The 25,551-nt window shown below is 40.5% G+C and carries 23 protein-coding genes; 15 read left to right on the forward strand and 8 right to left on the reverse strand.

All coding sequences use genetic code 11. From position 1 onward, the window contains the following. The first annotated feature begins 18 nt into the window (after positions 1–18). The 4 genes from MIC7126_RS0114355 to MIC7126_RS0114370 all read left to right on the forward strand — a co-directional run bounded on the left by MIC7126_RS0114355 (position 19) and on the right by MIC7126_RS0114370 (position 5,142). Complete coding sequence (locus tag MIC7126_RS0114355; RefSeq protein WP_017653849.1) at positions 19–276, forward strand: hypothetical protein; 258 nt, start codon at positions 19–21, stop codon at positions 274–276. A gap of 104 nt (positions 277–380) precedes the next feature. Next, complete coding sequence (locus MIC7126_RS0114360; RefSeq protein WP_017653850.1) at positions 381–1,967, forward strand: glucose-6-phosphate isomerase; 1,587 nt, start codon at positions 381–383, stop codon at positions 1,965–1,967. A 416-nt stretch (positions 1,968–2,383) separates the two neighbouring features. Then, the gene (locus MIC7126_RS0114365; protein ID WP_017653851.1) at positions 2,384–4,228 is read left to right on the forward strand and encodes a Mu transposase C-terminal domain-containing protein; all 1,845 of its coding nucleotides are present in this window, start codon (positions 2,384–2,386) and stop codon (positions 4,226–4,228) included. A gap of 5 nt (positions 4,229–4,233) precedes the next feature. After that, complete coding sequence (locus MIC7126_RS0114370; RefSeq protein WP_017653104.1) at positions 4,234–5,142, forward strand: ATP-binding protein; 909 nt, start codon at positions 4,234–4,236, stop codon at positions 5,140–5,142. 115 nt (positions 5,143–5,257) lie between these two features. On the opposite strand, the gene MIC7126_RS0114375 is transcribed toward MIC7126_RS0114370, so the two are convergent. The 4 genes from MIC7126_RS0114375 to MIC7126_RS30480 all read right to left on the reverse strand — a co-directional run bounded on the left by MIC7126_RS0114375 (position 5,258) and on the right by MIC7126_RS30480 (position 7,871). Then, complete coding sequence (locus tag MIC7126_RS0114375) at positions 5,258–5,812, reverse strand: hypothetical protein (protein WP_017653103.1); 555 nt, start codon at positions 5,810–5,812, stop codon at positions 5,258–5,260. Positions 5,813–6,123: 311 nt separating this feature from the next. Then, on the reverse strand, positions 6,124–6,927 hold the full coding sequence (locus MIC7126_RS0114380; protein ID WP_017653852.1) for a hypothetical protein: 804 nt from the start codon (positions 6,925–6,927) through the stop codon (positions 6,124–6,126). A 126-nt stretch (positions 6,928–7,053) separates the two neighbouring features. Then, positions 7,054–7,599: a DUF1349 domain-containing protein gene (locus MIC7126_RS0114385; protein ID WP_017653853.1), complete on the reverse strand. Its 546-nt coding sequence runs from the start codon at positions 7,597–7,599 to the stop codon at positions 7,054–7,056. 65 nt (positions 7,600–7,664) lie between these two features. Beyond that, the gene (locus MIC7126_RS30480; protein ID WP_017653854.1) at positions 7,665–7,871 is read right to left on the reverse strand and encodes a hypothetical protein; all 207 of its coding nucleotides are present in this window, start codon (positions 7,869–7,871) and stop codon (positions 7,665–7,667) included. A 490-nt stretch (positions 7,872–8,361) separates the two neighbouring features. Between MIC7126_RS30480 and MIC7126_RS0114395 the strand changes: the two genes are divergently transcribed. The 9 genes from MIC7126_RS0114395 (at position 8,362) to MIC7126_RS0114435 (ending at position 18,757) form a co-directional block, all read left to right on the forward strand. Further along, positions 8,362–9,702, forward strand: a complete 1,341-nt coding sequence (locus tag MIC7126_RS0114395; protein ID WP_017653855.1) for an aspartate aminotransferase family protein — start codon at positions 8,362–8,364, stop codon at positions 9,700–9,702. Further along, complete coding sequence (locus MIC7126_RS0114400) at positions 9,699–10,607, forward strand: inositol monophosphatase family protein (RefSeq protein ID WP_017653856.1); 909 nt, start codon at positions 9,699–9,701, stop codon at positions 10,605–10,607. Before MIC7126_RS0114395 ends, MIC7126_RS0114400 begins: the two co-directional genes overlap by 4 nt. Positions 10,608–10,696: 89 nt before the next feature. Then, positions 10,697–11,668: a glucokinase gene (glk, locus tag MIC7126_RS0114405; RefSeq protein WP_017653857.1), complete on the forward strand. Its 972-nt coding sequence runs from the start codon at positions 10,697–10,699 to the stop codon at positions 11,666–11,668. Positions 11,669–11,808: 140 nt separating this feature from the next. Further along, a complete protein-coding gene (locus MIC7126_RS0114410; RefSeq protein ID WP_017653858.1) occupies positions 11,809–12,693 on the forward strand; it encodes a DUF4037 domain-containing protein in 885 nt (294 codons plus the stop codon). A gap of 428 nt (positions 12,694–13,121) precedes the next feature. Further along, positions 13,122–14,135 carry a DMT family transporter gene (locus tag MIC7126_RS0114415; RefSeq protein ID WP_017653859.1) on the forward strand — a complete coding sequence of 338 codons (1,014 nt, stop codon included), beginning with the start codon at positions 13,122–13,124 and terminating at the stop codon, positions 14,133–14,135. Positions 14,136–14,193: 58 nt separating this feature from the next. Continuing rightward, positions 14,194–15,852 carry an alkaline phosphatase D family protein gene (locus tag MIC7126_RS0114420; protein WP_017653860.1) on the forward strand — a complete coding sequence of 553 codons (1,659 nt, stop codon included), beginning with the start codon at positions 14,194–14,196 and terminating at the stop codon, positions 15,850–15,852. 23 nt (positions 15,853–15,875) lie between these two features. Then, positions 15,876–16,883 carry a zinc-dependent alcohol dehydrogenase family protein gene (locus tag MIC7126_RS0114425; protein ID WP_017653861.1) on the forward strand — a complete coding sequence of 336 codons (1,008 nt, stop codon included), beginning with the start codon at positions 15,876–15,878 and terminating at the stop codon, positions 16,881–16,883. A 57-nt stretch (positions 16,884–16,940) separates the two neighbouring features. Further along, on the forward strand, positions 16,941–17,654 hold the full coding sequence (locus MIC7126_RS27635; RefSeq protein WP_017653862.1) for an SDR family oxidoreductase: 714 nt from the start codon (positions 16,941–16,943) through the stop codon (positions 17,652–17,654). Positions 17,655–17,710: 56 nt separating this feature from the next. After that, positions 17,711–18,757: a tagatose 1,6-diphosphate aldolase gene (locus MIC7126_RS0114435; RefSeq protein WP_017653863.1), complete on the forward strand. Its 1,047-nt coding sequence runs from the start codon at positions 17,711–17,713 to the stop codon at positions 18,755–18,757. 91 nt (positions 18,758–18,848) lie between these two features. Here the strand turns inward: MIC7126_RS0114435 and MIC7126_RS0114440 are convergent, their stop codons facing one another. Genes MIC7126_RS0114440 through MIC7126_RS0114450 form a run of 3 tightly spaced genes read right to left on the reverse strand, consistent with a single transcriptional unit; the run spans position 18,849 to position 22,864 of the window. After that, positions 18,849–20,252: a DUF1802 family protein gene (locus MIC7126_RS0114440; RefSeq protein WP_017653864.1), complete on the reverse strand. Its 1,404-nt coding sequence runs from the start codon at positions 20,250–20,252 to the stop codon at positions 18,849–18,851. A gap of 6 nt (positions 20,253–20,258) precedes the next feature. Further along, positions 20,259–22,136, reverse strand: coding sequence for a hypothetical protein (locus MIC7126_RS0114445; RefSeq protein ID WP_026100267.1), 1,878 nt, complete (start codon positions 22,134–22,136; stop codon positions 20,259–20,261). 38 nt (positions 22,137–22,174) lie between these two features. After that, positions 22,175–22,864 (reverse strand): hypothetical protein, encoded by a 690-nt coding sequence (locus MIC7126_RS0114450; RefSeq protein WP_017653866.1) that lies wholly within the window; start codon positions 22,862–22,864, stop codon positions 22,175–22,177. 322 nt (positions 22,865–23,186) lie between these two features. Between MIC7126_RS0114450 and MIC7126_RS0114455 the strand changes: the two genes are divergently transcribed. Then, positions 23,187–23,675, forward strand: coding sequence for a hypothetical protein (locus MIC7126_RS0114455; RefSeq protein ID WP_017653867.1), 489 nt, complete (start codon positions 23,187–23,189; stop codon positions 23,673–23,675). Between the two features lie 90 nt (positions 23,676–23,765). After that, complete coding sequence (locus MIC7126_RS0114460; protein WP_017653868.1) at positions 23,766–24,158, forward strand: hypothetical protein; 393 nt, start codon at positions 23,766–23,768, stop codon at positions 24,156–24,158. Between the two features lie 124 nt (positions 24,159–24,282). Here MIC7126_RS0114460 and mdh read toward each other — a convergent pair whose 3' ends face one another. Next, positions 24,283–25,260: a malate dehydrogenase gene (gene mdh / locus MIC7126_RS0114465; RefSeq protein WP_017653869.1), complete on the reverse strand. Its 978-nt coding sequence runs from the start codon at positions 25,258–25,260 to the stop codon at positions 24,283–24,285. Between the last annotated feature and the right edge of the window lie 291 nt (positions 25,261–25,551).

The raw sequence follows: 25,551 nt of genomic DNA on the forward strand, positions 1-25,551 counted from the left end.
CCTAACCCCTCAAGCCCTGTGAGTTTAGAAGTGCGCTATGCGAGGTCTTTTCTCGTAGACCTGAAAAATTTAGAACCATCTGCCTATGAGCGGGTGTATGATTTTGTTTTTACTGATTTCCCTCAAAAATGGCAGACGCGGAGTCTTCCAGAACTGCGACGACTTGACAGTGAAGGAATTTTTCATCGCTTCACCCTAGACGGTTATCTAATTGGTATAGAAATTAGGGGCGAAATTATTAAATTTTTGCGGGTCATCCCTATGCCAGATGTTTAGAAGCGGAGTTGACTCAACACTTAAAACTGTATAAGGCAAAGCAGGGATCGCTACGACCTTACATTAAACTGGTTTTTGGAAAACACTTTATTTGAGATTTCCCTATGGATGCTAGGGCACTTTGGCAACGATACCAAAATTGGTTATATTTCCACGAGGGATTAGGACTATACCTAGATGTGAGTCGGATACGGTTTGATGATACCTTTGTGGAATCGTTGCAGCCGAAGTTTGACAAAGCGTTTGCGGATATGGCTCAATTGGAAAAGGGTGCGATCGCTAATCCCGACGAAAATCGCATGGTCGGTCACTACTGGCTGCGAAATCCCGATTTAGCACCGACGCCAGAACTCACCCAAGAAATTGTTCAAACTTTAGAACAAATTGAAGCCTTTGCCGAAAAAGTCCAAACAGGTGCTATTCATCCTCCCAGGGCAAACCGTTTCACAGATATTATCTCTATCGGCATTGGTGGTTCCGCCCTCGGCCCCCAATTTGTCGCCGAAGCCCTCGCGCCGGATTTTCCTCCTCTCAAAATTCACTTTATCGACAATAGTGATCCCGCAGGGATTGACCGGACTCTCGCTCACCTGAGAAATAGCCTCGCTAGCACTTTGGTAGTAGTGATTTCTAAATCTGGGGGGACGCCAGAACCCCGCAACGGCATGATTGAGGTGAAAAAAGCCTACGCCGGACAAAATTTAGATTTTGCTCAATACGCCGTAGCCATTACCAGCGCGGGTAGCAACCTTGATAAAGTTGCCAAAACGGAAAACTGGCTAGCGACATTCCCGATGTATGACTGGGTAGGAGGACGCACCTCAGAATTATCTGCAGTCGGACTAGTACCAGCCGCATTACAAGGTATTGATGTTCGTGCCATGCTGGAGGGTGCAAAGGAAATGGATGACGCCACCCGCATTAGCGATATCAAGAAAAATCCAGCCGCGTTACTTGCTTTAGCTTGGTACTTCTCTGGTAACGGGCGAGGCGAAAAAGATATGGTTGTCCTACCTTATAAAGACAGCTTACTATTATTCAGCCGTTATTTACAACAGCTGGTGATGGAATCTTTGGGTAAAGAAAAAGACCTAGACGGCAAAACCGTATATCAAGGTATCGCCGTTTACGGAAACAAAGGCTCAACAGACCAACACGCTTACGTACAGCAGTTACGCGAAGGTGTACCGAATTTCTTTGCTACCTTGATTGAAGTTCTAGAAGATCGTCAAGGCCCATCTCCAGAAATCGACCCAGGAGTGACATCAGGAGATTATCTTTCCGGTTTCCTCCAAGGAACTCGCCAAGCGCTTTATGAAAATCAGCGCGACTCTATCACAGTCACCATTCCTCAAGTCAACGCCCGCACGGTCGGCGCGTTAATCGCTTTATATGAGCGTGCGGTTGGTTTGTACGCTAGCTTGGTCAACATCAACGCCTACCATCAACCAGGGGTAGAAGCCGGTAAAAAAGCCGCTGCAGTAATTTTAGACTTGCAAAAACGAGTTGTAGAAGTGCTGCAAACACAAAAAACCGCCCTTACTCTCGCAGAAATTGCTGAAAAAGCCAGCGCAACTGACCAAATTGAAGCAATTTATAAAATTCTGCGTCATCTCCACGCCAATCAACGCGGCGTAGTGTTACAAGGTAATCTTGCACAGCCTGATAGTTTAAAGGTTTCTGCTTCTTAATCGCAAAGAATTGAATATCATAGTGTTCCCAGTTATTGTTGCTAGAGCAGCAATTTTTATTGTTAAGCATCCTGGTGTTTGAGTATTAAATACTAGGATGTTTAACTTTTGGTTATCAATATTCAGTAATAAAGTGCTAACTACGAACCTACGTTAAATTTCTAATAATTAATCAAAGCTTGGATTACTTGTGTCCATTAAAGAATTATTTGTCATTTTTCAAGAATTAGTGTCAAGTGGTGTAAGAGGCTAAAAACCTTATAAATAAAGGGGTTGGTGCTTTTTGCCGCTTTTATATATCTTGAAGACTTTTAAATAATTAAATGCCTTTTCTTGAAAAAGTGGCTCGACTAAGCTTAAATAATTAAATGCCTTTTCGGGCGCAAGTAGCACGTTTGTAATACTTAAAAGCATCAATGCTAGAAAAGAAAGCTAGACAAGATGAACAAAACAATCTGTTTGAGGTGGCACCCATAGGGACGGAGTTGACGGTGTCCACTCAACAAGACCGCAAAATCTTGATTGAGCAAATTGAGGATGCCCAAACGAAAACAGAGATTCTTTTAAAAATGGATGCAATAGAGGATATCCGTACTGCTTCTGGTGATAGCAAACAAGAACGTATCAAACAGTGGGCGCAAAAGTTAGGGAAGCATCCACGAACCATTACCCGCATGTTGTCTAAAGCTGACAAAGAAGGATTAGCAGCAATAGCCAAAGCCACACGCTCAGATGCTGGGAAACGCAGAGGGAAAAAGCAATGGCATCAGAGCGTGGAGTATTGGATAGATTTTATCGAAAAAACCTATAAAGATGGCAATAAAAATAGCCGTCGCATGAATCGCAACCAAGTTTATAACCAGGTTCAGGGACATGCCGAATTAGAATTAGGGTTGAAAGAGGGTGAATACCCAAGCCATGTTTTTGTTTATCAAGTGCTAGCTCCCTTAGTTGAAAAGAAAAAAGTCCGGCATCCAGGGCAAGGTTCTCGGATTGTAATTAAGACAACAGCAGGAGAGTTAGTAGTTGAGCGTAGTAATCAAGTCTGGCAAATAGACCATACTCGTTTAGACAGTTTATTAGTAAATGAAAATTTGGAACTAGCTGGTAGTCTCTACATTACTGTTGTCATCGATAGCTATTCCGGGTGTGCAATGGGGTTCTATCTAGGCTTTGAGGCAGCAGGATCTCATGAAGTAGCGCTAGCTCTGCGTCATGCTATGAGGCCCAAGCAGTATCCGCCTGATTACCAAATACAACATGAGTGGATGCTTGCGGGTTTGCCTGAGTATATTGTCACAGACCGAGCTAAGGAATTTAAATCTGGGCATTTGCGACAAATTGCAATGGATTTGAACATTCAACTACGGTTACGTGCTTATCCGCAGCAAGGAGGTTTAATTGAAAGCCTGTTTGACAAGGCAAATAAGGAAGTTTTGTCAATGCTACCAGGCTATAAAGGCTCCAATGTCCAAAAAAGACCATCAGATGCCGAAAAGTATGCCTGCATCACCTACGAAGAATTTGAAAGAATATTAACTCGATATTTTGTTGACCACTACAATCAACATCTCTATCCAAGAGTCAAGAATCAGACACGAATTCAACGGTGGTGGGCAGGGTTAATTGGCAAACAACCTCAGCTGCTAGAAGAACGTGCGTTAGATATATGCTTAATGAAGACAGTACCGCGCTGTGTGCAAGCGTATGGCTGTGTACAGTTTGAGTGTTTAATCTATAGTGCTACTTGGCTACAAAAATTTGAGGGACAACAAGTCACTCTCAGATACAATCCCAGCAATATTGTTACTCTCCTAGTTTATAGCGTGGAGAAGAACAATCAAGCATCTGTTTTTCTAGGTACGGTAAAAGCCAGAGATTTAGATGAAGAACGACTGTCGTTGAAAGAGTGGAAGGCAACAAAGCAAAAAATTCGCTCTGGTGGTAAAGCTATTGACCAGTCATCAATATTATCAGAGCGACTAGCTTTAAATGAGTTTGCTCAAGAGAAAATCAAGACACTTAAACAACGACGAGCTTCAGAACAAAAACGGATTAACCGCAAATTAAATCAAAGCAAAGTTATTGAATTATTTCCTGAAGAAAAGGAGACTGCTGTTGTTTTAGAAAGGGAAACAGATGCTCCTGAACTATCTGAACAATCAGCTTTCAACTTGGTCAGTGAACCCAAACAACAATGCGTTAAACCGATTCCAACCATTGCTTATGACTGGAACCAAATTATGGAAGAGAATTGGTAGTCTTTATGGCGCAATCATCACTAAATTATCAACAATTGTTAGAAGAGCAAGAGCCGGAAACTGACCTGGGGGCGCTATCAAAACATTCGCCAGAAATAGAATCTTTAATTGAGCGTCTGAGAAAAAGTGATACCTATTACCTTTTCATCCGAGACCGACAACTTTTCAACTGGTTAGATTTGCAACGTGACTCTAGAGCTAATGGTTATGTTGTTGCAGTTAGTTGTGCAGATTTGAGAAAAGCTTGTCAATTTTATCGCCTGAGATATGTGCGGAAACGAGGAAGTTTACATACAATTCCCATGCCTGTTGTTTATGCACAAGTTCAACAGCCTGGTTCTCCAACAGATTTATTTCTAGCAATTTTGTCAGAACTGAGTAATCCTTTTACGGGAGTATGTCAATTAAAACTTTTAAGAAATCGTACTTGGATGACACTCAGTTACTACAACGTTAGTGTGCTAATCGTTGGGAATGCACATTACCTCAGCTATCAATCTTTTAACGAGCTTGTTGAAATTGCTCGCCACTTAAAAATTTCCGTAATTCCTGTAGGTTCGCTTTATCTACACGAAATTCTCACTCGTCAAAGTAAGAAATACACGGATGTAGCCAATACATTCTTAGATTGGCATGAATTTAGCTCATTCCAGAAGCAAGAAATAGCCGAAGTCGTATCAAGTTGGGAGTCTCAAGTTCTAGGCGAATGGAAACAACCATTAAATCTCGCAAGTGATAGTGCCGTCGTAAACATTCTTTATGAAAGGTCAGGGGGACAGGCTGAAACTCTATATGAAATGCTACGAAAGATTGCCATCTTTTCCCTAGAAAAGCCTGACTTAGCTCTCAATGTTTCATCTTTGAAATCCATTTTGTTGACTCGTAGTAAACCTACTAGCAGAATGTCCATTTAGCTGAATAATCCCACATATAAGAATTGTTAATAGAGCATCTTACTAGTTAAAAATTACCATTCGTCTCTAGCGCGTGCATCAGTAACCCCACTTTCATAAAGGTAAGTAAGTCTTTTCAGTTTTCTCTTTCAATCCCCGTTATTTTTAATATAGCTGCATCTAAAATATCAACATCACTTTGGGGATAAGTGAAAGACTCAATATTACGAAATAGCTTTTTCTTAGGTAAAGTTCCATGCCTTTGTTTAAAAGCGTCATTGGCATACAATTCGATATGTATGAGTTGATTGTCAGTTATTTCTATTCCTAAATATTTAGCTCGTTCTTTGACTAACCAATACTCTTGATTTTGAGGATTTATTTGGTGTTCTTTACCTGTTTGCTGTAACTCAGCTATATATTTATCTAGGTAAGAGGGCAAACGTTGTTCTAGATACTTATCTACCTGTTGTTTAATCAGCTGTTCCCAATCTATTTTTCCTTGAGCTGTTATCTTCTCTAAACTCATAGCTAGTTCGTCTAAGGAATTATCTACGTAGTGGGAGATAAAATCAATTAGTACGGCAGTGGCTGTTGTACTGTTATCTCGACACTGGCGGGTGAACTTTTCCCAAAGTTCTACATCGCAGTTGAATGAAGCTAGTCGTTTATTACGTCCAGTGTTGCTCATATTTATCTCTTGTCTAGGTACTGTTATAGGCACTGTCACCAGGCTCTAACACTGTTTCTATCTTTACAGGTATTACCTATAATTTACCTATATAGCAGTTCTCAAGTCACACAGCCAATTGCGCTCTTGATGATGTGGATCATGAAACCGTTCTTCTAGCACTTGCTCTTTCTTGACTGTCGCTGTTGTCAGTGCAAGTGACACTAATTCTTTAAAACTGAATCACAGGTGATTGAGCATTTCTCTATTTGCACTGGACTCAAAACATCAAGTAACTGGACACTAATTCTTTAAAACTGACAAATAATTCTTTAATGGACAACTTGAGATAATGGCTTGATAAATTCCTCATCAGTCCAGTAACCATCATGGGTTTGAGGATTCCATGATTGCCAAATATTTCCGGAATTAATTTCTATATCTTGCTCAACTACTAAATCATAAGAAGGTGACAACGGTTTTAATGGCCAGCCTAAAACATCATCTTTGTCATAATAATTTAGCCATTTGAAATCAGGATTGGGTTTAGGAATAGCTTTAATATCCGCAAATCCAGCTACAAATAAGGGAATATTACAGCCAGTAGTAAATAAATATTTTAGAGATTTTAATTTGATAAAATCTTCTTGCTCTGGTGGAAATTCAGGATAATCTAGATTCCCTAACTGCCAAATTCCCTTATCTTTTTGAGCATCCCAAAGATAATTAGAAATGACTTGACATCCTAATGAATGGGCAACTATAACTATAGGGATGTCGTTGCTTAATAGTTCTTTTCTAGCAAGTTTTAAATAATAAATAATCAATTTTTCAATTTTTTTATAAACACTACCATCAGATGTAGCTCGATGTTCTAAGGTAGAGACATCACTAAACCCAAATAGCATAAATTTTCGCAAGTCTTGCCAAGCTAAAGTAGTACTTTGCCGCATTTTTTCCCAAACACTATATTGGTAACGTTGGAAAGCAGCTTGGTAGTAAATTGGCTCAAAATGAACTTGACTCCAAATTTTTTCACCTAGCTGTTTCAAGAGTGATTGTTGCAGATTTTTGTAATATTCTCTCTCTATTACTCCCATTCCGTGGATGGTGATAAATACTAGCTTTTTGGTCATAATCGGTACTGAGTGAGGTCAAAAAGGCTAGTCTATCAGGAGTATTGTCATTAAAGGATGTGGGGTGTTGGGGTGTTGGGGCGATCGCCTTTACACTACCGTAATATTAGAGATTTAGCAATGCTGCTATGGTTGCATAATTTTGAAACTTTCAAAGGTAACTGAAAAACCTTCTCCTTGCGGGGAAGCGCACATTAGTCCTACCTGTACTGTTTCTCCATGGGTAAGATATGCTAGTCGCAGCATCTGATAATTATTACCATCTAGAGAATATTGCACCTCTACTGTTTCTGAGCAGCGCTGTACTCGCAGCCATAAAGCAACTGGTGGTTGTGATAGGGGAACGACTGACCAATCTGAATAATCTCGCGTCACTACAGCACTTACGTTCTGAACCCCTTCAACATATTCAATTCCGCATTTGAGCCAAGTATTTTCATTTTCCCTAATCATCAATCCAGCCTGGTCATATAAAGCCTGATACTGTCCTATAATTTTGACCTCAGCTGTGAAATTACCTTGTATTTCCTGATAGTAAAAGTTGCCGTTATCACGTACAAAATTATAGTGAGTTTTTTGCCAAAAATCAGTATTAGTACCTACCTTAACGTCAACAAACTCTGCTTGTTCATTCCAGATTAAAGGTTCGTTGTACCACTGCATTTGAGTCATATTTTTTTGGGCGTATTTTATATTAATATAATTTTTTTTACCATTAAATAGAAATATTTCTTTGGTTATACAGGCAAAATAAGCGCACTGAAATCTGAAAATATCTGTGAATTGATGTTTTTTAACTTCTTTATTCTGGGATTTTGGATAGGAGCAAAAGGCTCAACTAGACTCTCTTGAACACTGTCGATGTCTGCCATTTGTGTTGGCTTTCTCTGTCTACTAGATTTTTTTGGAGCATCGGCAGATTTAGTTTTAAGTGCCTCTGACATCAACCTAACTCTTAACCATGTTTTAACAACAGTATTGATGTTTTTATACTGTATCTTGCTCAGTTGTCAATTGCGTTTTTTATTTAGTGCTTATTCTTATCTTTTTTTATTTGTCAAGCTCACATTATACCAAATTAGATGAGCTTATCCGGGATCACTCTGGTACAAGAAAAATCGCAGGCAAAATTTAAACCTCATACAGCAATTGGGTTTAAAGCTTGATTTTTTAACCTTTTGTCTCAAAGCCTTGTTTAGTCAAGAATTTATTTTTCTTCTATGGATAATATTTAAATAGGATTAAGATAGTTGCATATAAATAGTAGACTTGTATAATCAAATTTGAAATAGCGCTGCAAAGACTTTTGTTTTTTATGTTCCATATCGAGAGCTTTCAATAACAATTGATTTATATAGATCATTGAACAAAAAACAGATTCTTTGTTAAGCAGATGTCAAGCATAAACTCATTAAGTAAAAGTAATAGTTCTTTATGCATTCTTTCCAAGAAACACCGATTCTAGAATCAGAACTGGTCAATGAATCTCAAGTAAGCTTCTCCGAAATCATAAATTCAGAGCCAAATATTCATAAATTGATCTATCACCATGTCAGTGACACAGTGATGGTCAAGGGTAAAGGTATATATCTTTATGATGCAGAAGGCAATCGATATATTGACTGTGCATCAGCAACATTTAATTTATCTTTGGGGTACGGTCATTCAGAAGTTCTACAAGCAGTTCAAGAACAAGCTGAAAAATTAGTTCATGTCACTTCCACATTTCAAACTGATCCCATTAACACCGTTGTCAGAAAGTTGGTCGAAGTTTCACCCGAAAATCTGACATTGGTGCATCCCAAAGTCTCTAGCGGTTCGGCAGCCAATGAAGGTGCAATTAAAATTGCTCAACATTATACAGGGAAAAGAGATGTCATCACATTATTTCGGAGCCACTTAGGGCAAACAATGATGATGACAAGTATGTCAGGAAATGCTTTTCGTAAAGAGCCTTTTCCTAACTTATTTCCTGGAAGTATTCAAGTACCAGATCCATATTGTCACCGCTGCTTTTACAAACAAAAACCCAAGACATGTGACTTTTTGTGTGTAGAACGAATCTATGACTTTATAGAATATGCTAGTTCTGGAAGTGTTGCCTGCATAGTTGTCGAACCCATTTCTGGTAATGGTGGCAATATTGTCCCACCTCCAGGGTATTTTCAAGCCCTTGAAAAACTTTGTCGTGAACAGGGGATTATTCTTATCTTCGATGAAATCCAGACTGGTATTGGTAGAACAGGCAAAATGTTTGCAGCAGAGTACTTTGGTGTACATCCTAACATTATCACTACAGCTAAGGGACTTGGTGGTACAGGATTTCAGTTTGCCGCTATTTTAACTGAAGAAAGGTTGGGTGGTCTTGAAGGACACCACCATTCTTTTACTTACGGTTCAAACGTTCTCGCAGCCGCAGCTGCAGCCAAGACTCTTGATATAGTCAGCCAACCTCAATTCCTTAAAAACGTGGAAACTGTTGGTAACTACATTATGGAGCGCCTCCGCCAAATGCAAGAAAAATACACCTTCATTAGTGATATTCGTGGTGTAGGGTTAATGATTGGAGTGGAGATTTCTGATGATGAGGGTAATCCAAATACGGATTTAACTAACTATATTGCCAAAGTAGCTATGAAGCACGGCTTAATTATTAGAACTTCTCGCTATGGTTATGGCAATGTTTTCAAAATCCGTCCGCCATTGATTATCACATTAGAAGAGTCTGAACAGTTGTGCGATCAACTGGAAAAAGTTCTCACAGAGGTTCAATGAAAGATTATATCTTGTGTTTAGCTGAGTACGTTTCGCAACAGATTTCCCAGAGTCAAGGTAAATTAAAAAATCGCTACATTCATGGCTACTCCCCTGGTGGTGATGCACAGTTCGATGTTGATGAAATCGCCGAGAGCGCCGTTGAGAAATTTATAGTTGAGAGAGGAGAACCAATAGCAATTTATTCAGAAGACAAAGGTCTACAAAAGTTTGGTTCTGATCCGAGTTATCTTCTAATTGTAGATCCCATAGATGGAACTCGACCGGCAGCAGCTAATTTGGAAATGTGCTGTATCTCCATTGCTGTAGCTAAATTCAAAGAATTTGCATGTATCGGCGATGTCGAGTATGCACTATTAAAAGAACTGAAGACGGGAGCATATATCTATGGGGATCGCTACCATGATGACTTGATTTATGCAGGATATTCCTATCCATTACCAAACTTAAGTCATACCTCTGACCTGAATAATATGTTTTGGTCGTTTGAGTTCAATGGTCATCCAACATCACTGATGATTCAGGCTTACGGTCATCTTATTGACAGTTCAGCTAATACAGGAGGTGTGTTCTTGTTTAACAGTGCCTCCTACTCTATCTCCCGGATTATCACGGGACAGCTTGACGCCTACGTTGATATTGGTAATCGGTTACTCAAAGACCATCCAGAACTGCGTCCTGCCTTTGAGAAAGTGGGTAACGGTTATATCCTGCATTTGTTTCCCTATGACATCGCCGCGAGCGTGTTTTTGGCAGAAAAAGCTGGGGTGATTATCACTGATGCTTTTGGCAAATCACTGAACAGCACACTGTTGATGGATATCAGTGATCAGAATCAACAGTCATGTATCGCTGCATCAACTGCAGAATTGCATCGCAAGTTGCTAGAGACTATCCGTTGGTAAATTTAACGGCTAACATTTCAGTTAGCCTTCGTATTTCTTCGTAGGAATATTTTGATGATATAGTGTGGCAACACTAAATAGGAAACAGTATGATTCTCGCAGGTGATATTGGTGCAACAAATAGCCGCTTGGCAGTGTTTAATGACAACTTTGAAGTCGTCGAACAACATATCTATAAAAGCCAAGAGTATAAAAGCTTCAAAGATATAGTGTATAAATTCGTTGAAACCTACAAATATCCTATTAAAACAGCTTGTTTTGGCATACCTGGGCCAGTAAGAGAGGGTAAATGTAAATTAACGAATGTACCTTGGGAAATCGTTGATGCCAGTCAACTTTCGCAAGTAGTTAATAGCCCCGTTGCTTTACTTAACGATGCCGAAGCCAATGCTTACGGCTTAGAAACATTGCACGATGATGAATTGGTGACATTGAATGCTGGCAGCAAGATACCGGGGGGTAATCGGGCTGTCGTCGCCGTAGGTACTAGCCTGGGTGAAGCTGTCCTGATAGAGGTAAAAGGTCAATTCCACGCACTCGGTACGGAAGGTGGAAATGCTGACTTTGGGCCCTTTGATGAGCTGCAATGGCAACTGATTCAATACACTCAACAAAAGTACAAACGTGTGAGTTATGAAGTGATTCTGGGTGGACAAGGTTTAGTACAAATCTATGATTTCCTCCGCGATACTGGTTCGGGTACAAGTCCGTTGTGGTTAGAGCAAGAGATGCAGATTGGAGACAAGGCCGCAGCCGTTAATAACGCAGCTCAGAGTGGTCAATGCCAGTTATGCGTGCAAGCACTGGAGTTATTTGTATCAATTTTAGCGGCTGAATGCGGCAATGCTGCAGTAAAGTACTTCAGCACAGGCGGTATCTACCTGGGTGGAGGCATGGCTCCCAACATTCTTAAATATCTGCAATTACCCTTGTTTGTGGAAAACTTTGTGAATAAAGACAAAATGCGCGAATTTTTGCAAGCTATCCCTGTGTATGTAATTCTCAACCAATACACTGCTTTGCAGGGAGCAGCTTGGTATGCGAGGAGGAGTATATCTTAACACTTTGTTGAAGATGAAAGAAGGATTGTGTAATTACATATACGTGAGCGCACAATCCCTATTGTGGCAGATAATTTTGGTGCCGCTAATTTTAAATATAACGTCAAGTCACTATTACCACTTCAGGAAACGCAGGCACTATGTCAGCAGAAAATTATCCAACAACGGCTGAGAATAACCATATTACTACTTTTGAAATTCGCACTTTGGCTCAAACAGTAGCTGCTAAATTTAGTAGTTTACCCCAAGTGATAGCCGTTGTCTTAGCAGGTTCTCAAACTGTCTCAGTTGCTGATAATTTATCTGATTTAGATTTTTATATTTATATTTCAGAGGAAATTTCAGTAGAAATTAGAACCGCAATCGCTAAACAATTTGCCTCTCGGTTTGAAATTAATAACCAGTTTTGGGAAACTGGTGACGAGTGGATAGATAGACAATCAGGACTTAGTGTAGATATTATGTATCGAAACCCGAACTGGATTGAAGAGCAGCTAAATTCAATTTTAGTCAAACATCAACCCAGCATAGGATATACAACTTGTTTTTGGTTTAATGTTTTGCATTCTCAAATCTTGTTTGACAGGACAGGGTGGTTTGAGCATCTATTGTCCATTGCTCAACAACCTTACCCCAATCTATTAAGAAAAGCAATCATTGCCAAAAACTACCCTATTATCAGAAAAAATATTTCATCTTACTGTCATCAGATAGAATTAGCAGTCGCACGTCAAGACTGGATCAGTATTAACCATAGAATCACTGCTTTATTGGCAAGTTATTTCGATATTATTTTTGCGGTAAATTATGTTCCTCATCCAGGAGAAAAACGCTTGCTAGAGTATGTGAAACAGCTTTGTCAAAAGTATCCCCAAAATTTGGAACAAGACCTGCAAAACTTACAGATAGCTACGGCTTCTAATTCTTCTATAGACCTAAACCACCAACTGAATATTTTGATTGATGGTCTAGATGAGTTGTTATTAGCAGAAGGATTCATTACAGAAGATGGCAAGTTAGTATAAGCTTCCACTTATTAAGTATAAGCTAAACTATAGTTAGTAACTTGGGCTACTTTATAGCATAGAGATATCTACGACTTCGGCAAACTGCATCTATCATCAGTAAAGTAAATTTAATACACAGTTCAGGGTTTTGTCAGAGGCGAGGTTTATACAATTGGAGTCTGCTGTCACTTCCTAAATTGGCTGTTTTTTCTCTGATTGATGATTTTAGAAATTCTTTCAACTTAACAATCGTCCTCAATTTTTTGTTGTGTGTTATTTATTAATGTAATCTAAATTACATAAAATTTTGTAAGCTTAAATATTTACCGTTGAATGTTACTATACCTAAGATGACACTTACTAAATCGCATCACTAACCGTACACTAAAAATTACGCTCTTTGTTTTCTTATTCGTCAATCACTCTTGATCATGAGCCAAATCTAAATGACAACTAATAAACAAGAAGTACCAGAGAGCGAAATCAAACAGCTAAAACTACAAGCAGAAGTTATTCCATTTATCTTGTTACTTATAGCTTTATTCGCTCTATCCATAACAGGAATTTTAGTCAAATTTTCTCTGAGCGAAATGAGTATAAATGTGACACTATTCAATCGCTCCTGGATAGCCGCCGTAGTATTTGCATTGTGGAGTGGGTTCTATCAAGTACGCACTCAATTATCAAATGAACCAGCAATACCACAGCAACGTAAAGAAGTCCGTGACTATGCACTCTTACTAGGTGCATCTTTGGCTTATATGTTAGGTCGCCTCCTATGGACTTGGTCGCTGACTCAAACAAGCGTAGCTAATGCTAACGTGCTAGGTGGTTTAAGCCCGGTATTTACTACATTGGGAGCTTGGCTATTATTCAAACAGCTTTTTGACCGGAAATTTCTCATAGGAATGCTTCTGGCGATATTAGGAGCGTCAGTTTTAGGATTTGATGATTTCCTCGTATCTCATAACGGTCTTATTGGTGACTTTGCTGCTCTTGGGTGTGCAGTATTATATGCAACCACTTATTTAATTTTAGAATATTTACAAAGTAGGTTTTCAGTAGAAACTGTACTGATGTGGCGTTGCTTGGTTGGGGCTTTGTTGACGTTTCCACTTGTACAGATATATGAAGATCAATTCTTCCCGACTTCTTTGTCAGGTTGGATCATAGTTTTTTCCCTAGCGATTGTCTGTGAAGCTCTAGGTCATGGGTTGACAGTATATAGTCTCAAAAACTTTTCTTCGACATTCGTGTTGGTAGTGTTTTTACTTGATCCAGTGATAGCAGCAATTCTTGCCTGGATACTCTTTTCAGAGAGTTTAAGCTTGTTGAACTTCGTGGGTTTTGCTGTGATTATAGGAGGTATTTATCTAGCCAAAACTGGTAAAGGCGCAGACAAAAATCGCAGCCCAGAGGTTGCACAAATCACAGAGCAAGATGTTAGTCCAGCTAATTAAAAGTATTAGTTAAATAAACAAAATGGATAGACGAACATTTCTGAAGAACTCACTCTTCATGGGTGTTGTGATCTGGCCGGATGAAAAACTCTCGCAGCAGTTAGAAATTAGTGAAGCTCAAATCAAAGACTTGTTCACTGTCAAATCTACTGATGCTGCCACATCTATCTTTCCCCAGAGTGTGGCCTCTGGGGAACCGCAGTCGCAGGGTATTACTTTATGGACTCGTATAGTTGCATCAGAACTTGGTTTGATCCAGGCAAGTTTTGAGATTGCCACAGATAGTGAGTTTGGGGCGATAGTGCTTCGGGGTGTTTCTCAAACAAATGCATCCAAGGATTACACCCTCAAAGCTGTCGTCGATTCCCCCCATCTCAAACCCTCGACTGTCTACTACTACCGATTTATTTACCAAGGAACAGCGAGCAGAACAGCTCGGTTTAAGACGTTACCTGCTTCTACAGATGAAGTAAACCGGATTCGCTTCGCTTACATTAGCTGCCAGGATTACACTAACGGTTACTACAATGTCCATCGCTTTTTGGCAGAAGAGGATATTGATTTTGTGGTATTTTTGGGCGATTACATCTACGAAAGTGTAGGAGACCCCAGTTTCCAAAGAGGCATCCGTAAACTCCGCTTACCTAGTGGTCAACCATTCGCTACTACCCTGGAAGACTATAGATATCTGTATCAGACTTATAACAGCGATCCCAATTTACAACAACTGCGGGAACGATTTGCTTTGATCAACACTTGGGATGACCATGAGTTTGCTGGGGATTGCTTCCAGACAAATGCGCCAGATCAAGTTCCCTTCAATAAATCACAGCTGCGTCAATGGGCAACTCAAGCATGGATTGAGCACATCCCCACTAGCATTTCTTCCCCAGGTGACAAGGAGTCATGGAATGCGGTACAAATCTATCGCGCCTTCAAATTTGGCAACTTATTAGAACTGGTAATGACCGATGAACGCCTGTATCGAGATGGGCCTCCTGCTGACAACCTGGAGGAGCAGCAGCGATATCTTCAACAAAAACGATACATGATTCCAGACTGTCCGCAACGGAATGATCCTCAGCGCACCATGCTGGGACATACACAACGACAGTGGTTTTTAGATCAAGTTGTCAATTCTTCTTCCACCTGGAAAATTTGGGGGAATGAAGTGATGACTATGCAACTCAAATACTTATCGCAATTTACCAGCAAGTTTTTAGGGCAATCAACCCCAGATTTATTTGCGTCTTTTGATCAGTGGGATGGTTATCCGGCTGAGAGAAGTTTCATTTTTCAGACACTCAAAGAAGCTGGAGTGAAAAACTTTGTAACGATTACTGGTGATTTTCACACTTTTGTGGGTGGGTATCAGAAAGTAAATTTTGATGACTCTCTGGAAGAGCCGATAGGGGTGGAGTTTTTGGTTGGTTCAGTCGCTTCTTCTAACTTTGCAGAAAGTATTAGTTCCAGTTCCCAACAGCTAATTCCATCAGTTGAAGTGATGACTGAAACCCTCACGGCGAGTAATCCCCATATTCAGCACTTCGACTCTACAACTCACGGTTATAACTTGGTCGAAGTCACGCCAGAAGCTCTGACTTGCACATTGAAAGCAGTGAGCGAAATCACCACACCAGGGGGAACATTGTCAACTTTCAAAGTTTTTCGCGTACCCCGCGATCAAGTGTTAATTGAAGATCTAACGCCTGTTTAAAACTACATCTTGGAGTATTTTTCATGAAAGCTGTTGTTTTTTCCCAACCGGAAACCGTTGTGGTCGAACAAGTTGCCGATCCCAGATGCGAACCTGGTGAGGTGATTGTACAAGTAAAGCGGGCGGGAATTTGTGGAACTGACCTCCACATTTTGCGTAATGAATATTTATCAAATTTTCCCTTGATTCCCGGACACGAATTTGTGGGTGTCGTTGTAGAAGTTGGTCGAGAAGTTCTTGATGTAAAACCAGGCGATCGCGTGGTTGTTGATCCAGATTTGTACTGTGGTCATTGTTTTTACTGTCGCAATCAACAAGCTAATCATTGTCTAAATTGGCAAGGTATCGGAGTAACAAGAGATGGCGGTTTTGCTGAATATGTCACTGTACCAGTACGTGCTTGTTACAAGCTGCCAGAGACAATTTCTGATGCACAAGCGACATTTATTGAACCCCTGGCTTGCGTGATTCATGGACTCAATCGGTTGCGTACACATCCAGCAGACGAAGTATTAATCTTCGGTGCTGGGCCGATTGGGCTACTGTTGCTACAGGCATTACAAAATAGTGGTGCAGCCAAGATTGTCGTCGTTGAAAAACACGCCAACCGCAGAGCATTAGCCAGCCAACTTGGCGCCGTAGCGATCGCTGCAGACGAAAATCAAACAGCCGCATTGCGTGAACTGGTACCTTACGGTTTCTCAATAGTTGTCGATGCTACAGGTGTACCCGCAGTCATCGAGCAGGCTCTTAACTATCTACGTCCTCGCGGGCAGTATTTACAGTTTGGTGTTGCTGCTACTAATGCCACAATTACATGGCGTCCCCACGATATTTTCCGCAACGATTGGACTATTCTCGGCAGTTACTCCCAATGTCTCACATTTTCAGCTGCTATTAAATGGTTGGAAAATAACAAAATTGATGTGGAATCCTTGGTTAGTCATACTTTCCCCTTAACAGAGTTTCCAGATGCATTGCAGCGTTTTGCTCGTGGTGAAACTCTGAAAGTGCATCTGCAAATTAGTTAGGTAGGCGTTAAAAATTGTGGTCACGACAAGGCAGAAGAGAAACTGGAGAAAAACTGAATGCGTTTAAAAAATCAAGTTGTCATCATTACCGGGGCTAGTCGGGGTCTTGGTCGAGCTACAGCACTGCTGTTTGGCAAAGAGGGAGCGCACATCATCGCTGCTTCCCGCAGTTCTAGTGAAATTGAGCAGATCGCACAGCAAATCCGTGACGCTGGGGGATCTGCTCAAGCCATTCCCGCTGATATTACTGATCCAATACAAGTATTAAACTTATTTCAGCGCGTGGATGAATATTACGGCAAAATAGATATTCTGATCAACAATGCCGGAATTGGTCTGTTTGGCCCTGTCGAAGAATTGACAGATGAAGCCCTAGAGCAGATGTTAGCAGTCAACGTCAAAGGCACTGTGTACTGTTCCCAAGCAGCTTTCAAACGGATGAAACAAGCCCGTAGTGGGCAGATTATCAATATCTTATCCACCGCTAGCAAAGTCGGTCGAGCTAATGAAAGTGGGTACACTGCTTCCAAATGGGCACAAGCTGGATTTACAGAAAGCTTGAAAGCCGAAGCAAAGCCCTTTGGTATTCGTGTTACCTCGTTTTGTCCAGGTGGGATGAACACAGCTTTTTGGCAAACTCCTGATAACCAAGCTCATCAGCAGCAGGCAGAAAACTTCATGAACCCATACTCCATAGCCGAACTCCTGCTGCAGATTGCCACAGTTCCAGCAGCAATAAACATTGATGATATCGTCATTAAGCGAATGTAGCTGCTACCGTGCTAGACAGTTTTTTGAATAATTCCACTGTGGGAGGATAGTAATTGATGATTAATGGACAGCAAAACGTGCAGACGCCTATCAGTTCTGGTAAATTCAAAGGGTTAAGCGCGATCGCCGATACGCAAGGCATCATCACTGCTGTAGCAACGGATCAACGCGGTTCCTTAAAAAAGGCTCTAGCTGTTGCAACTGGTAGAGAAGTTAGCCCCGCTGCACTTACAGAAATTAAACAAAGTTTCGTTGACGTGTTAGGACTACATGCTAGTTCCTTGTTGATAGATCCTGAATATGGTTTGCCCACAATCGAAAAGCGTCCACCACACACGGGGATATTTTTAGCGTATGAACGAACAGGTTTCGATCCACAAATCAAAGGGCGTTTACCGGAACTGCTCCCGGAGTGGTCTGTACATCGTTTAGTTGCGCGCGGTGCAAACGGCATTAAAATCTTGTTGTACTACGATCCTGATGACAACTCAGCAATTAATGAAGTCAAACATAGCTTCATTGAACGTGTAGGAGCTGAATGTCGCGCCTATGATGTGCCATTTTTTCTGGAACCTGTCAGCTACAGCGATGCTATCAATGATGAAAACTCAGTAGCATTTGCATCTGTGAAGCCAGACAAAGTTAAACAATCAATCCAAGAGTTTTCTCAGCCGCATTATGGCGTAGATGTCCTGAAAGTTGAACTGCCAGTAGATGTACGTTACATAGCCGATTTCCCAGCTAATACCACTGACAAACACGCATATAACTACACTGATGCTATTCAACACATACAGGAGGCGTCTACCCTCGCCAAAGTACCGTTTATTTACCTGAGTGCAAGTGCAACGGCTCCTATATTTGCCGAGACACTGAGATTAATTACTGAAGCCGATACTACGTTCTCAGGTGTACTGTATGGGCTTGATCTTTGGCGAGATAGTATTGCTGTTTACGCCCAGGGGGGAAGCACAGCATTAAATGATTGGCTTTACCAATACACTGTACCAAAGCTTCAGGAATTTAACCAAATAATCACCAAGTATGCTACGCCGTGGTGGGATGCGTACAGTATCTCAACTAAAGATAGGGCAGGTTGCTAGAGAAAGATGTTATTTTCGGTATACTACTGAACCAGGTTGAATAATTTTTTGCAACTAACCGCCCTAGGCGCAGAAAAAAGCGAGAGAAGAGTTATTTTAGGTTGGTTGCTAAGTCGCGTAAAAAATAAAAGCGATCGCTTCTCCAATTCTCTCCTTTTTCTCGCCCCAGATAGCCTGTTAATGGTGATGATAGTTCTATCAGTAAATCGTGAACAGCTTCATCAGTTTGATGGGATTTATTAGTGGCGTTGTAATGAACACGAATTTCTGTAACTATAAAACTTTGGTGTTTAGCTGTAGAGTTTCCGCTGCTTTGTTCAGATAATTCTTTGACTGCTTTGATAATCTGCGATCGCAATTTAATCTGTATCTCCGTTTTATCAATAAATTCAGCAATTTTATAGTCAATTTGACCAGGTTCTAAATATTGTTGTAATTCTACTAAATTCACAGCCCCTGGATATTGAGCTTTTAATTCAACTAATTTTTGTAAAGTCATAGCATTAATAATACTTACTTTCCATTTTTGTGAAGCTTTGAGTATATCCGCAGATGGATTACCTGGCCCAATTACTAATTTTGCTGAATCGAGAAACTGATCAGCACCTAAATGCATTCCACCCAACTTAATTAGTTCCTCAACTGTACCGCTAGGAATCAGCCTACCTGCTTTACACTCACAAACAATCGGGTAAGGTTTTGAACAAAACAAATCTAAGCCACCAGCACCACCTTTATAAGCATTTTCAACCTTAAATCCTAAAAATTCTAGGCTTTGACGTGCAATGTTTTCAAAATCTGTACCTGCTTGATAGTTACTTTTTTTTTCTTCTAGTTCTATACTGCGATTACCAAAGTTTGCTATATCATTTATCCAAGTCAAATTTGGTTCTGCTTGTTTAATTAGCTGATCGCTACTCCAACCTAAAAAGACTTTGATATCGTCATCTAATTCTTTAGCGGCCGAGTTAAAGGAGGTAAGAGACGCTAAAGCACTTTGCAATTCTTCCAATTCTGGATGCTGAGGGGGTTCTAGGTTTTCTAGTTGGCGTTTGCGTTGGGCGAAAATGCGATCGCTTAATATGGGCGATGATTCAGAAACTGTGGGAAAATTAGACGCGCTAACAAATTTTCCTATTTTTTCAGAAACATTAGTATTGACTAAAATTTCTGGTAACAGAGGTAATTTATAAACGCGCAAGTAAGCTAAGAAAAGATGCTGTTGCTGTCGTATGATCTCTTTTAAAGTTTGTGGTGTCCAGATTGTTAATTTAGACAAAATATCTAATGGCTTGGTTTCGTCTAAGATTTGGCAAAGTTCACATTTAGCCCAAGCTTTAATGGAAACTGTAGAGTCAGCAGGATAAAGTATAAATCTCTGTCCAGGACGGATAAATATTTGCGGTAAAGCTGCTATTGTTCGCCCTTGTATTAAAGCTTCAATATCAGAGACGGGTAGACACAATGCTGTGGGGATTGAAAATTGCTGATTCATATCTACCTATAGATTTAGTTCGATATAATCTGCTGAAGAATTGTTTTGAGGAATACTAATCGGTAATTCATCCTCAGCTAAATTATCAGGTATTTTCCCAGAAGGAGCGCTTAAAATCTCTCTAATCAGAGGATTGTTGGTTGCTAGCTGCTTCTGTTTAATAAAATCAAAAATCTGTTCTTCTGCTAATTCATAACTTCTACAGTTATGGTAAATAGATGAGATAGCTAAAAGAGGTTTAATGTCTTCCTTTTGTAATAGTACCCATTCTCCACCTCGCTTTTTCAAAAGAATTTTTAAACATTCTTGAGGTACTGAGGCTCCAGAATTAATTTTCTTTGATCTAACTAAGCAACCACGAGTCAGGTCAAACTTTTCGTATTCAATTAGTCTTTTTAACGCTGCACCTATAAATTTTCCACCAGATTGTTGAATAACAACTACTCCTATCTTGACTTTTCCATTATTACCAACAATCCTGAAATTAAGATATCCTTGATCTGCTTTATTAACTAAAATTTTCTCAACCCTTTCAACTTTTACTCCTTCCACTTCTATTGTTTCTCTAGCTAAACTAGCGAATGCTACTCGTAAAGCAGCAGCAATTGCTACCTCATCCTCTAACAGTAAATTGATCGCAGTATTAACATTTACTACCGCAGCCTTAAAGTGTGGTTCAACCGGATGGATAGTTTTAGGTTTATCTTGATCAGTCAAAGTAAAGTTTTCTGCACACCATTTTAAGACTGACCTGATTGTGGGTTTTCCTTTACCGAGTTCCCTCAATTTAGCTTCATTAAATGGATAGAGAGAGTGACGTGGTGTTTGTTGATATTCTTGATAAAAGTCTTGTAACCACAGTTGCACAAGAGTAATAATGTCATCAGAATTAAGATATTTTAATTCAATCGGTTGTTTGTTGGTTTGTTCACTGACTAATCTATCAATAACTGCGTCAGCTTGTGGTAAAGCTCTAATTTGCTCATTCCAAGTTTGAGGATACATCGCCAATAATAAAACACCACGTTTGAGATTGTTATATAAATCTTTCACTAAGTTGGCGATAATTTGTGCTGCGGTAAATCCATTATCAGCGACATCAGCGATATCTAATTCATCGAAGCAAATAACAGGAATTCTATAATCGCTGATTAGATCGAGAATTTGGCGAACAGTACTTAATGCTTCAGCTTCTCTATCCTCTTTTGTGGGATTGGGAAGTCCCATAAATTCAGCTTGTTCTGGTGTGATTTCTAGACCAGATAGCCAGCGATTTGCATACATAGCATGATTGGGAGAAAGTGTCCATAAAATAGCTTTGATTATATAGGGATTAGTAATGTTGTGTTTGTTTTTCTGAATGTTTATTGCTAATTGATCAACTATTTTTGTTGAATATTTATTTAATACTTTTGCAAAAACACCACTAACATATTGCTCTGGTGTATAGTCCCATCTCGATATTTCATTAAGTAGATCTGATGCAATCTCCGTCCATTGCATTATTTGCCGACCGACAAAAGCTCTACTCAAGCTAGAGGTGACATTTTGTAAAAACTCATGCTGAATTTTATTTAAGTTGTCATATTTACTCATGTATATGAATAAGGTATTATCTTTATCTTGTAATCGGTGACGAATTCGACTCAGAATATGGCTTTTACCTAAACCTTTTTCGGCTGTAATTGTAATACCTATAGTTTGGTGATGTCCTTGAGATATTTTGCTTATAGCATTAAATACTGCACTAGACGCATGTGTATTAATTGAAGGTACATCAGGAAAACTTTTACCCCATATTTGTTGTGGTCTAACGACAATATGTCCAGCAAACGGGTTGTGATTTTTAATCAGTTCGTCAATATTAGATGGATTATTCATCATATTAAAGTGAAGTTATTTAGTTGATATTCAAAGAAAAATTATGCTTGTAAAAGCTTGGCGTAGCAGCGTAATCCATCTAGTTCTGTAGTTACGGAATCTGCAATTTTATCAGGTGCGCTGTCTTCTACACTCCCGCCTTGTAGTTGTAAAATATCATCAGCTTGTGTTTCTAATAACCAATCATTAAACTGTGTACGACTAACCCTATCCCCTATTGCTCTCCTCAGTCGGTAAATTGGCACTAAATTATTAAAGTTGTATTCATAGTTGAGCTTGTCATAAACTTCTAAAACCACTGACTTAAACTCTTCATAAGAACCTATCGCACTCTGCTTTGATTTCTGCTGTGGTGTAGCTTCAGCAATTGCGACACTATCTATTTGACGAATCCATTTCACCAATGCATTAGCAACTGCGCTTCCCACCTGATGTCCATCAAACTCAAAATTATGGCTTTTCAGTCCTTGATTAAGCATTTGCAATCCGTGCTCAGTCAGGGCAATATTTGCTACTCTGTTCTTAGTTGCAACTGCGATCGCGCCAACTTGTTTTAAGTCTTCAAAAATACTTCGGTAATCTCCCGCTTTTTCATGAGTCCGAGTAACTCTCTTTGTAATATCGCTTCTTTTTACTTCTGTATCCGCACCGCCCAAATCCCATAAAGCAAGGAGGGTAAGAGTTTTAGCTTGAGCTTCTCTACCCTGTAAACCAGTATTTTTTGAAACCATACTACTAATTGTGTTTTTCAAAACTAGTATAGTTTTTATAAATACTTAAAAAACTGCGTAATAACACTGAAAACAAAAATTAGTAACTGTTGCCTGTTCCCTCTTTAACCTCAACATATTTCTTGAGGATGAATGCGCTTTATCTCAAAAGCAGGATGGAATAACTAAAAAATAGGCTCACCATAACAAATAGTGAAACGCCGTACTCGCTGTTGTAAATGAGTGGTAAAAGTTCTTCCCATCCTAAAGCTAATAACCAGAATTAAACTCTGTTTTGGCAGCAGCACGGCTTCTAGCAAACGCAGAAAGATAACTAAACACGATGAACACAACACACGGAGAGCGTAAAATAGTTTCGCGTTTATTGGCGGTGCTGCTATCTGCATTGCTAATGGTTCCCTTGCTGTCTAGCTGCGGCGGAGGTTCTAAGGTTGCGACACCACCGCCACCTGTTGATGATACCGTTGGGAGAACAGTAAGCGATCGCACAAACCAACCCCAAGCTAAGAAGGGATTAGGGACAGGACAAAAAGTAGCGATTTTGGCAGGTGCTGCAGCTCTCTACTACCTTTACAATCAGCAGAAAAATTCTCCCAAAGAAGGGGCACAAGGTAAATATTACCTCTCCAAAAACGGACGTGTATACTACCGCGATGGTGAAGGGCGCGCCCATTGGGTATCTCCACCATCAGAAGGAATTCGAGTACCTGAATCTGAGGCGCAGAAATATCGAGAATTTCAAGGCTATAACAGACAAACTACAGGACGGGATCTCACTGGCTTAACTTCCAGCCCAGCGCCAGCACTCTAAGTCAGTGCAACTGATGTGCAAAAGCATAGTTGTTCGCAACGATAACGCCCGCGACGCACACAAGACACACAAAATTTCAGGGTATAAATCATGGTAGATGACTTTTTGCGAAAAGCTAAAGATTTTTTCTTGGGTCAAAACGAGGATCAAACTGACCGAGACGCTCAATACCGCGATCGTGATGTCCGTCCCGCGAGTGAAGACCCATATGGCGACCCCGCAGATCAGGGATATTACGGTAATGCTCGTCCCGCGAGTGAAGACCCATATGGCGACCCCGCAGATCAGGGATATTACGGTAATGCTCGTCCCGCGAGCGAAGATCCATATGGCGACCCCGCAGATCAGGGATATTACGGTAATGCTCGTCCCGCGAGTGAAGACCCATACGGCGACCCCGCAGACCAGGGATATTACGGTAATGTTCGTCCCGCGAGCGAAGACCCATACGGCGACCCCGCAGATGAAGATAACCGCCGTTAAGTAAGGAAGCCAATTTAAGAAAAACAGATGTCAAGCTGAATGATAAATAGGGCGGTGGTCATCAAAATCACTGCCTTTTTCTTCGTTTTTATTGCTCGTGAAGATATGTTGTATTGCAGCGTCTCTACAAAGTATTTCCGGCTAAAATTTCTTGTGCTAAGTCAATATTTTGACGCACAGATGCAGCAGAAACTTTCAATGCTGCTGTTTCTTCTTCGCTAAGAGGCAATTCTAAGATACTTTCGATACCGCTGCAACCCAGACGACAAGGAACACCAATTACTAAGTCTGCTAAACCATATTCACCTTGCAGATAGGCGGCTACGGGTAGCAACCGCGACTGATTTAATAAAATTGATTCTACCATCACACTTGTAGCAGAGGCGGGAGCAAAAAAAGCGCCACCAGTCTGCATTAATTCCACAATTTCTGCGCCACCGTTACGGGTTCTGGTTGCTAAACGTTCGATGGTGGCTGTGTCCAGTAGTTCTGTTACAGGAATACCGTTGACTGTGGCGTAACGGGGTAATGGTACCATCAAATCGCCGTGGCTACCCAAAACCATCGCTTTGACGTCGGCGGGTAAAACTCCCAATTCCAGGGCGATGAAGGTTTCTAGACGGGCTGAGTCTAATACGCCAGCCATACCCATGACTCGACTACGTGATAACCCGGTGGCTTGCCATGCTAAATAAGTCATCACATCTAAGGGATTGGTGACGACAATTAAGATAGCATGAGGAGAATGAGCGATCGCATTTTTGGCTGCTTCTACTACAATCTTGGCATTGGTTTTGAGCAAGTCATCTCGACTCATCCCAGGTTTGCGGGGAATTCCGGCGGTAATCACCACAATCACGGAACCAGATGTATCAACATAGTTATTCGTGCCGATAATTTGGCGATTGTGTAACTCGATTCCTCTCGCTTCCATCAAATCCAGTGCCAACCCTTGAGGCATTCCCGGAATGATATCTAATAACACCACATCTGCCAAGTTTTTCTCTGCAATCCGCTGGGCGAGGGTACTACCAACTCTCCCCGCACCGACGATGGTGATGCGAGGTAAATTACACACAATTGGAGAGTGAAGAGAAGACATATATCTGCACAGTGGGTTTTAGGAGGATGAGGAGGGTAAAAATTTTCGGTTTTGGATTTGGCGAAAAGTTGCGTGCAATGAATCTATCATTGGTGTCAACTTAACGTAAAACCTATAGTCCACAAGGAACTGAAGTTCCTTGCTAATAACAGAAGTAATCGTCGGATTACTAAATATGCAAAAAATCTTTAGTCTACTTCAGTAGACTTTAGTTATTAGCCTTGAACTTCAGTTCTGGGCGGGTGTGGAAGCCAACAGATAAGCCATTTCTCGCTTAAGTTGACACGTATG

The sequence above is a fragment of the Fortiea contorta PCC 7126 genome, from assembly GCF_000332295.1.
GTDB lineage: Bacteria > Cyanobacteriota > Cyanobacteriia > Cyanobacteriales > Nostocaceae > Fortiea > Fortiea contorta.

Excerpts from the sequence above, each read along its gene's own strand:
- MIC7126_RS0114445 (WP_026100267.1), bottom strand. The coding sequence starts at position 22,136 with ATGATGAATAATCCATCTAATATTGACGAACTGATTAAAAATCACAAC.
- MIC7126_RS0114455 (WP_017653867.1), top strand. The coding sequence starts at position 23,187 with ATGAACACAACACACGGAGAGCGTAAAATAGTTTCGCGTTTATTGGCG.
- MIC7126_RS30480 (WP_017653854.1), bottom strand. The coding sequence starts at position 7,871 with ATGTCAGAGGCACTTAAAACTAAATCTGCCGATGCTCCAAAAAAATCT.
- MIC7126_RS0114425 (WP_017653861.1), top strand. The coding sequence starts at position 15,876 with ATGAAAGCTGTTGTTTTTTCCCAACCGGAAACCGTTGTGGTCGAACAA.
- MIC7126_RS0114440 (WP_017653864.1), bottom strand. The coding sequence starts at position 20,252 with ATGAATCAGCAATTTTCAATCCCCACAGCATTGTGTCTACCCGTCTCT.
- MIC7126_RS0114365 (WP_017653851.1), top strand. The coding sequence starts at position 2,384 with ATGCTAGAAAAGAAAGCTAGACAAGATGAACAAAACAATCTGTTTGAG.
- MIC7126_RS0114380 (WP_017653852.1), bottom strand. The coding sequence starts at position 6,927 with ATGACCAAAAAGCTAGTATTTATCACCATCCACGGAATGGGAGTAATA.
- MIC7126_RS0114410 (WP_017653858.1), top strand. The coding sequence starts at position 11,809 with ATGTCAGCAGAAAATTATCCAACAACGGCTGAGAATAACCATATTACT.
- MIC7126_RS0114360 (WP_017653850.1), top strand. The coding sequence starts at position 381 with ATGGATGCTAGGGCACTTTGGCAACGATACCAAAATTGGTTATATTTC.
- MIC7126_RS0114395 (WP_017653855.1), top strand. The coding sequence starts at position 8,362 with ATGCATTCTTTCCAAGAAACACCGATTCTAGAATCAGAACTGGTCAAT.
- MIC7126_RS0114375 (WP_017653103.1), bottom strand. The coding sequence starts at position 5,812 with ATGAGCAACACTGGACGTAATAAACGACTAGCTTCATTCAACTGCGAT.
- MIC7126_RS0114385 (WP_017653853.1), bottom strand. The coding sequence starts at position 7,599 with ATGACTCAAATGCAGTGGTACAACGAACCTTTAATCTGGAATGAACAA.
- mdh (WP_017653869.1), bottom strand. The coding sequence starts at position 25,260 with ATGTCTTCTCTTCACTCTCCAATTGTGTGTAATTTACCTCGCATCACC.
- MIC7126_RS0114400 (WP_017653856.1), top strand. The coding sequence starts at position 9,699 with ATGAAAGATTATATCTTGTGTTTAGCTGAGTACGTTTCGCAACAGATT.
- MIC7126_RS0114435 (WP_017653863.1), top strand. The coding sequence starts at position 17,711 with ATGATTAATGGACAGCAAAACGTGCAGACGCCTATCAGTTCTGGTAAA.
- MIC7126_RS0114450 (WP_017653866.1), bottom strand. The coding sequence starts at position 22,864 with ATGGTTTCAAAAAATACTGGTTTACAGGGTAGAGAAGCTCAAGCTAAA.
- MIC7126_RS0114460 (WP_017653868.1), top strand. The coding sequence starts at position 23,766 with ATGGTAGATGACTTTTTGCGAAAAGCTAAAGATTTTTTCTTGGGTCAA.
- MIC7126_RS0114415 (WP_017653859.1), top strand. The coding sequence starts at position 13,122 with ATGACAACTAATAAACAAGAAGTACCAGAGAGCGAAATCAAACAGCTA.
- glk (WP_017653857.1), top strand. The coding sequence starts at position 10,697 with ATGATTCTCGCAGGTGATATTGGTGCAACAAATAGCCGCTTGGCAGTG.
- MIC7126_RS0114370 (WP_017653104.1), top strand. The coding sequence starts at position 4,234 with ATGGCGCAATCATCACTAAATTATCAACAATTGTTAGAAGAGCAAGAG.
- MIC7126_RS0114420 (WP_017653860.1), top strand. The coding sequence starts at position 14,194 with ATGGGTGTTGTGATCTGGCCGGATGAAAAACTCTCGCAGCAGTTAGAA.
- MIC7126_RS27635 (WP_017653862.1), top strand. The coding sequence starts at position 16,941 with ATGCGTTTAAAAAATCAAGTTGTCATCATTACCGGGGCTAGTCGGGGT.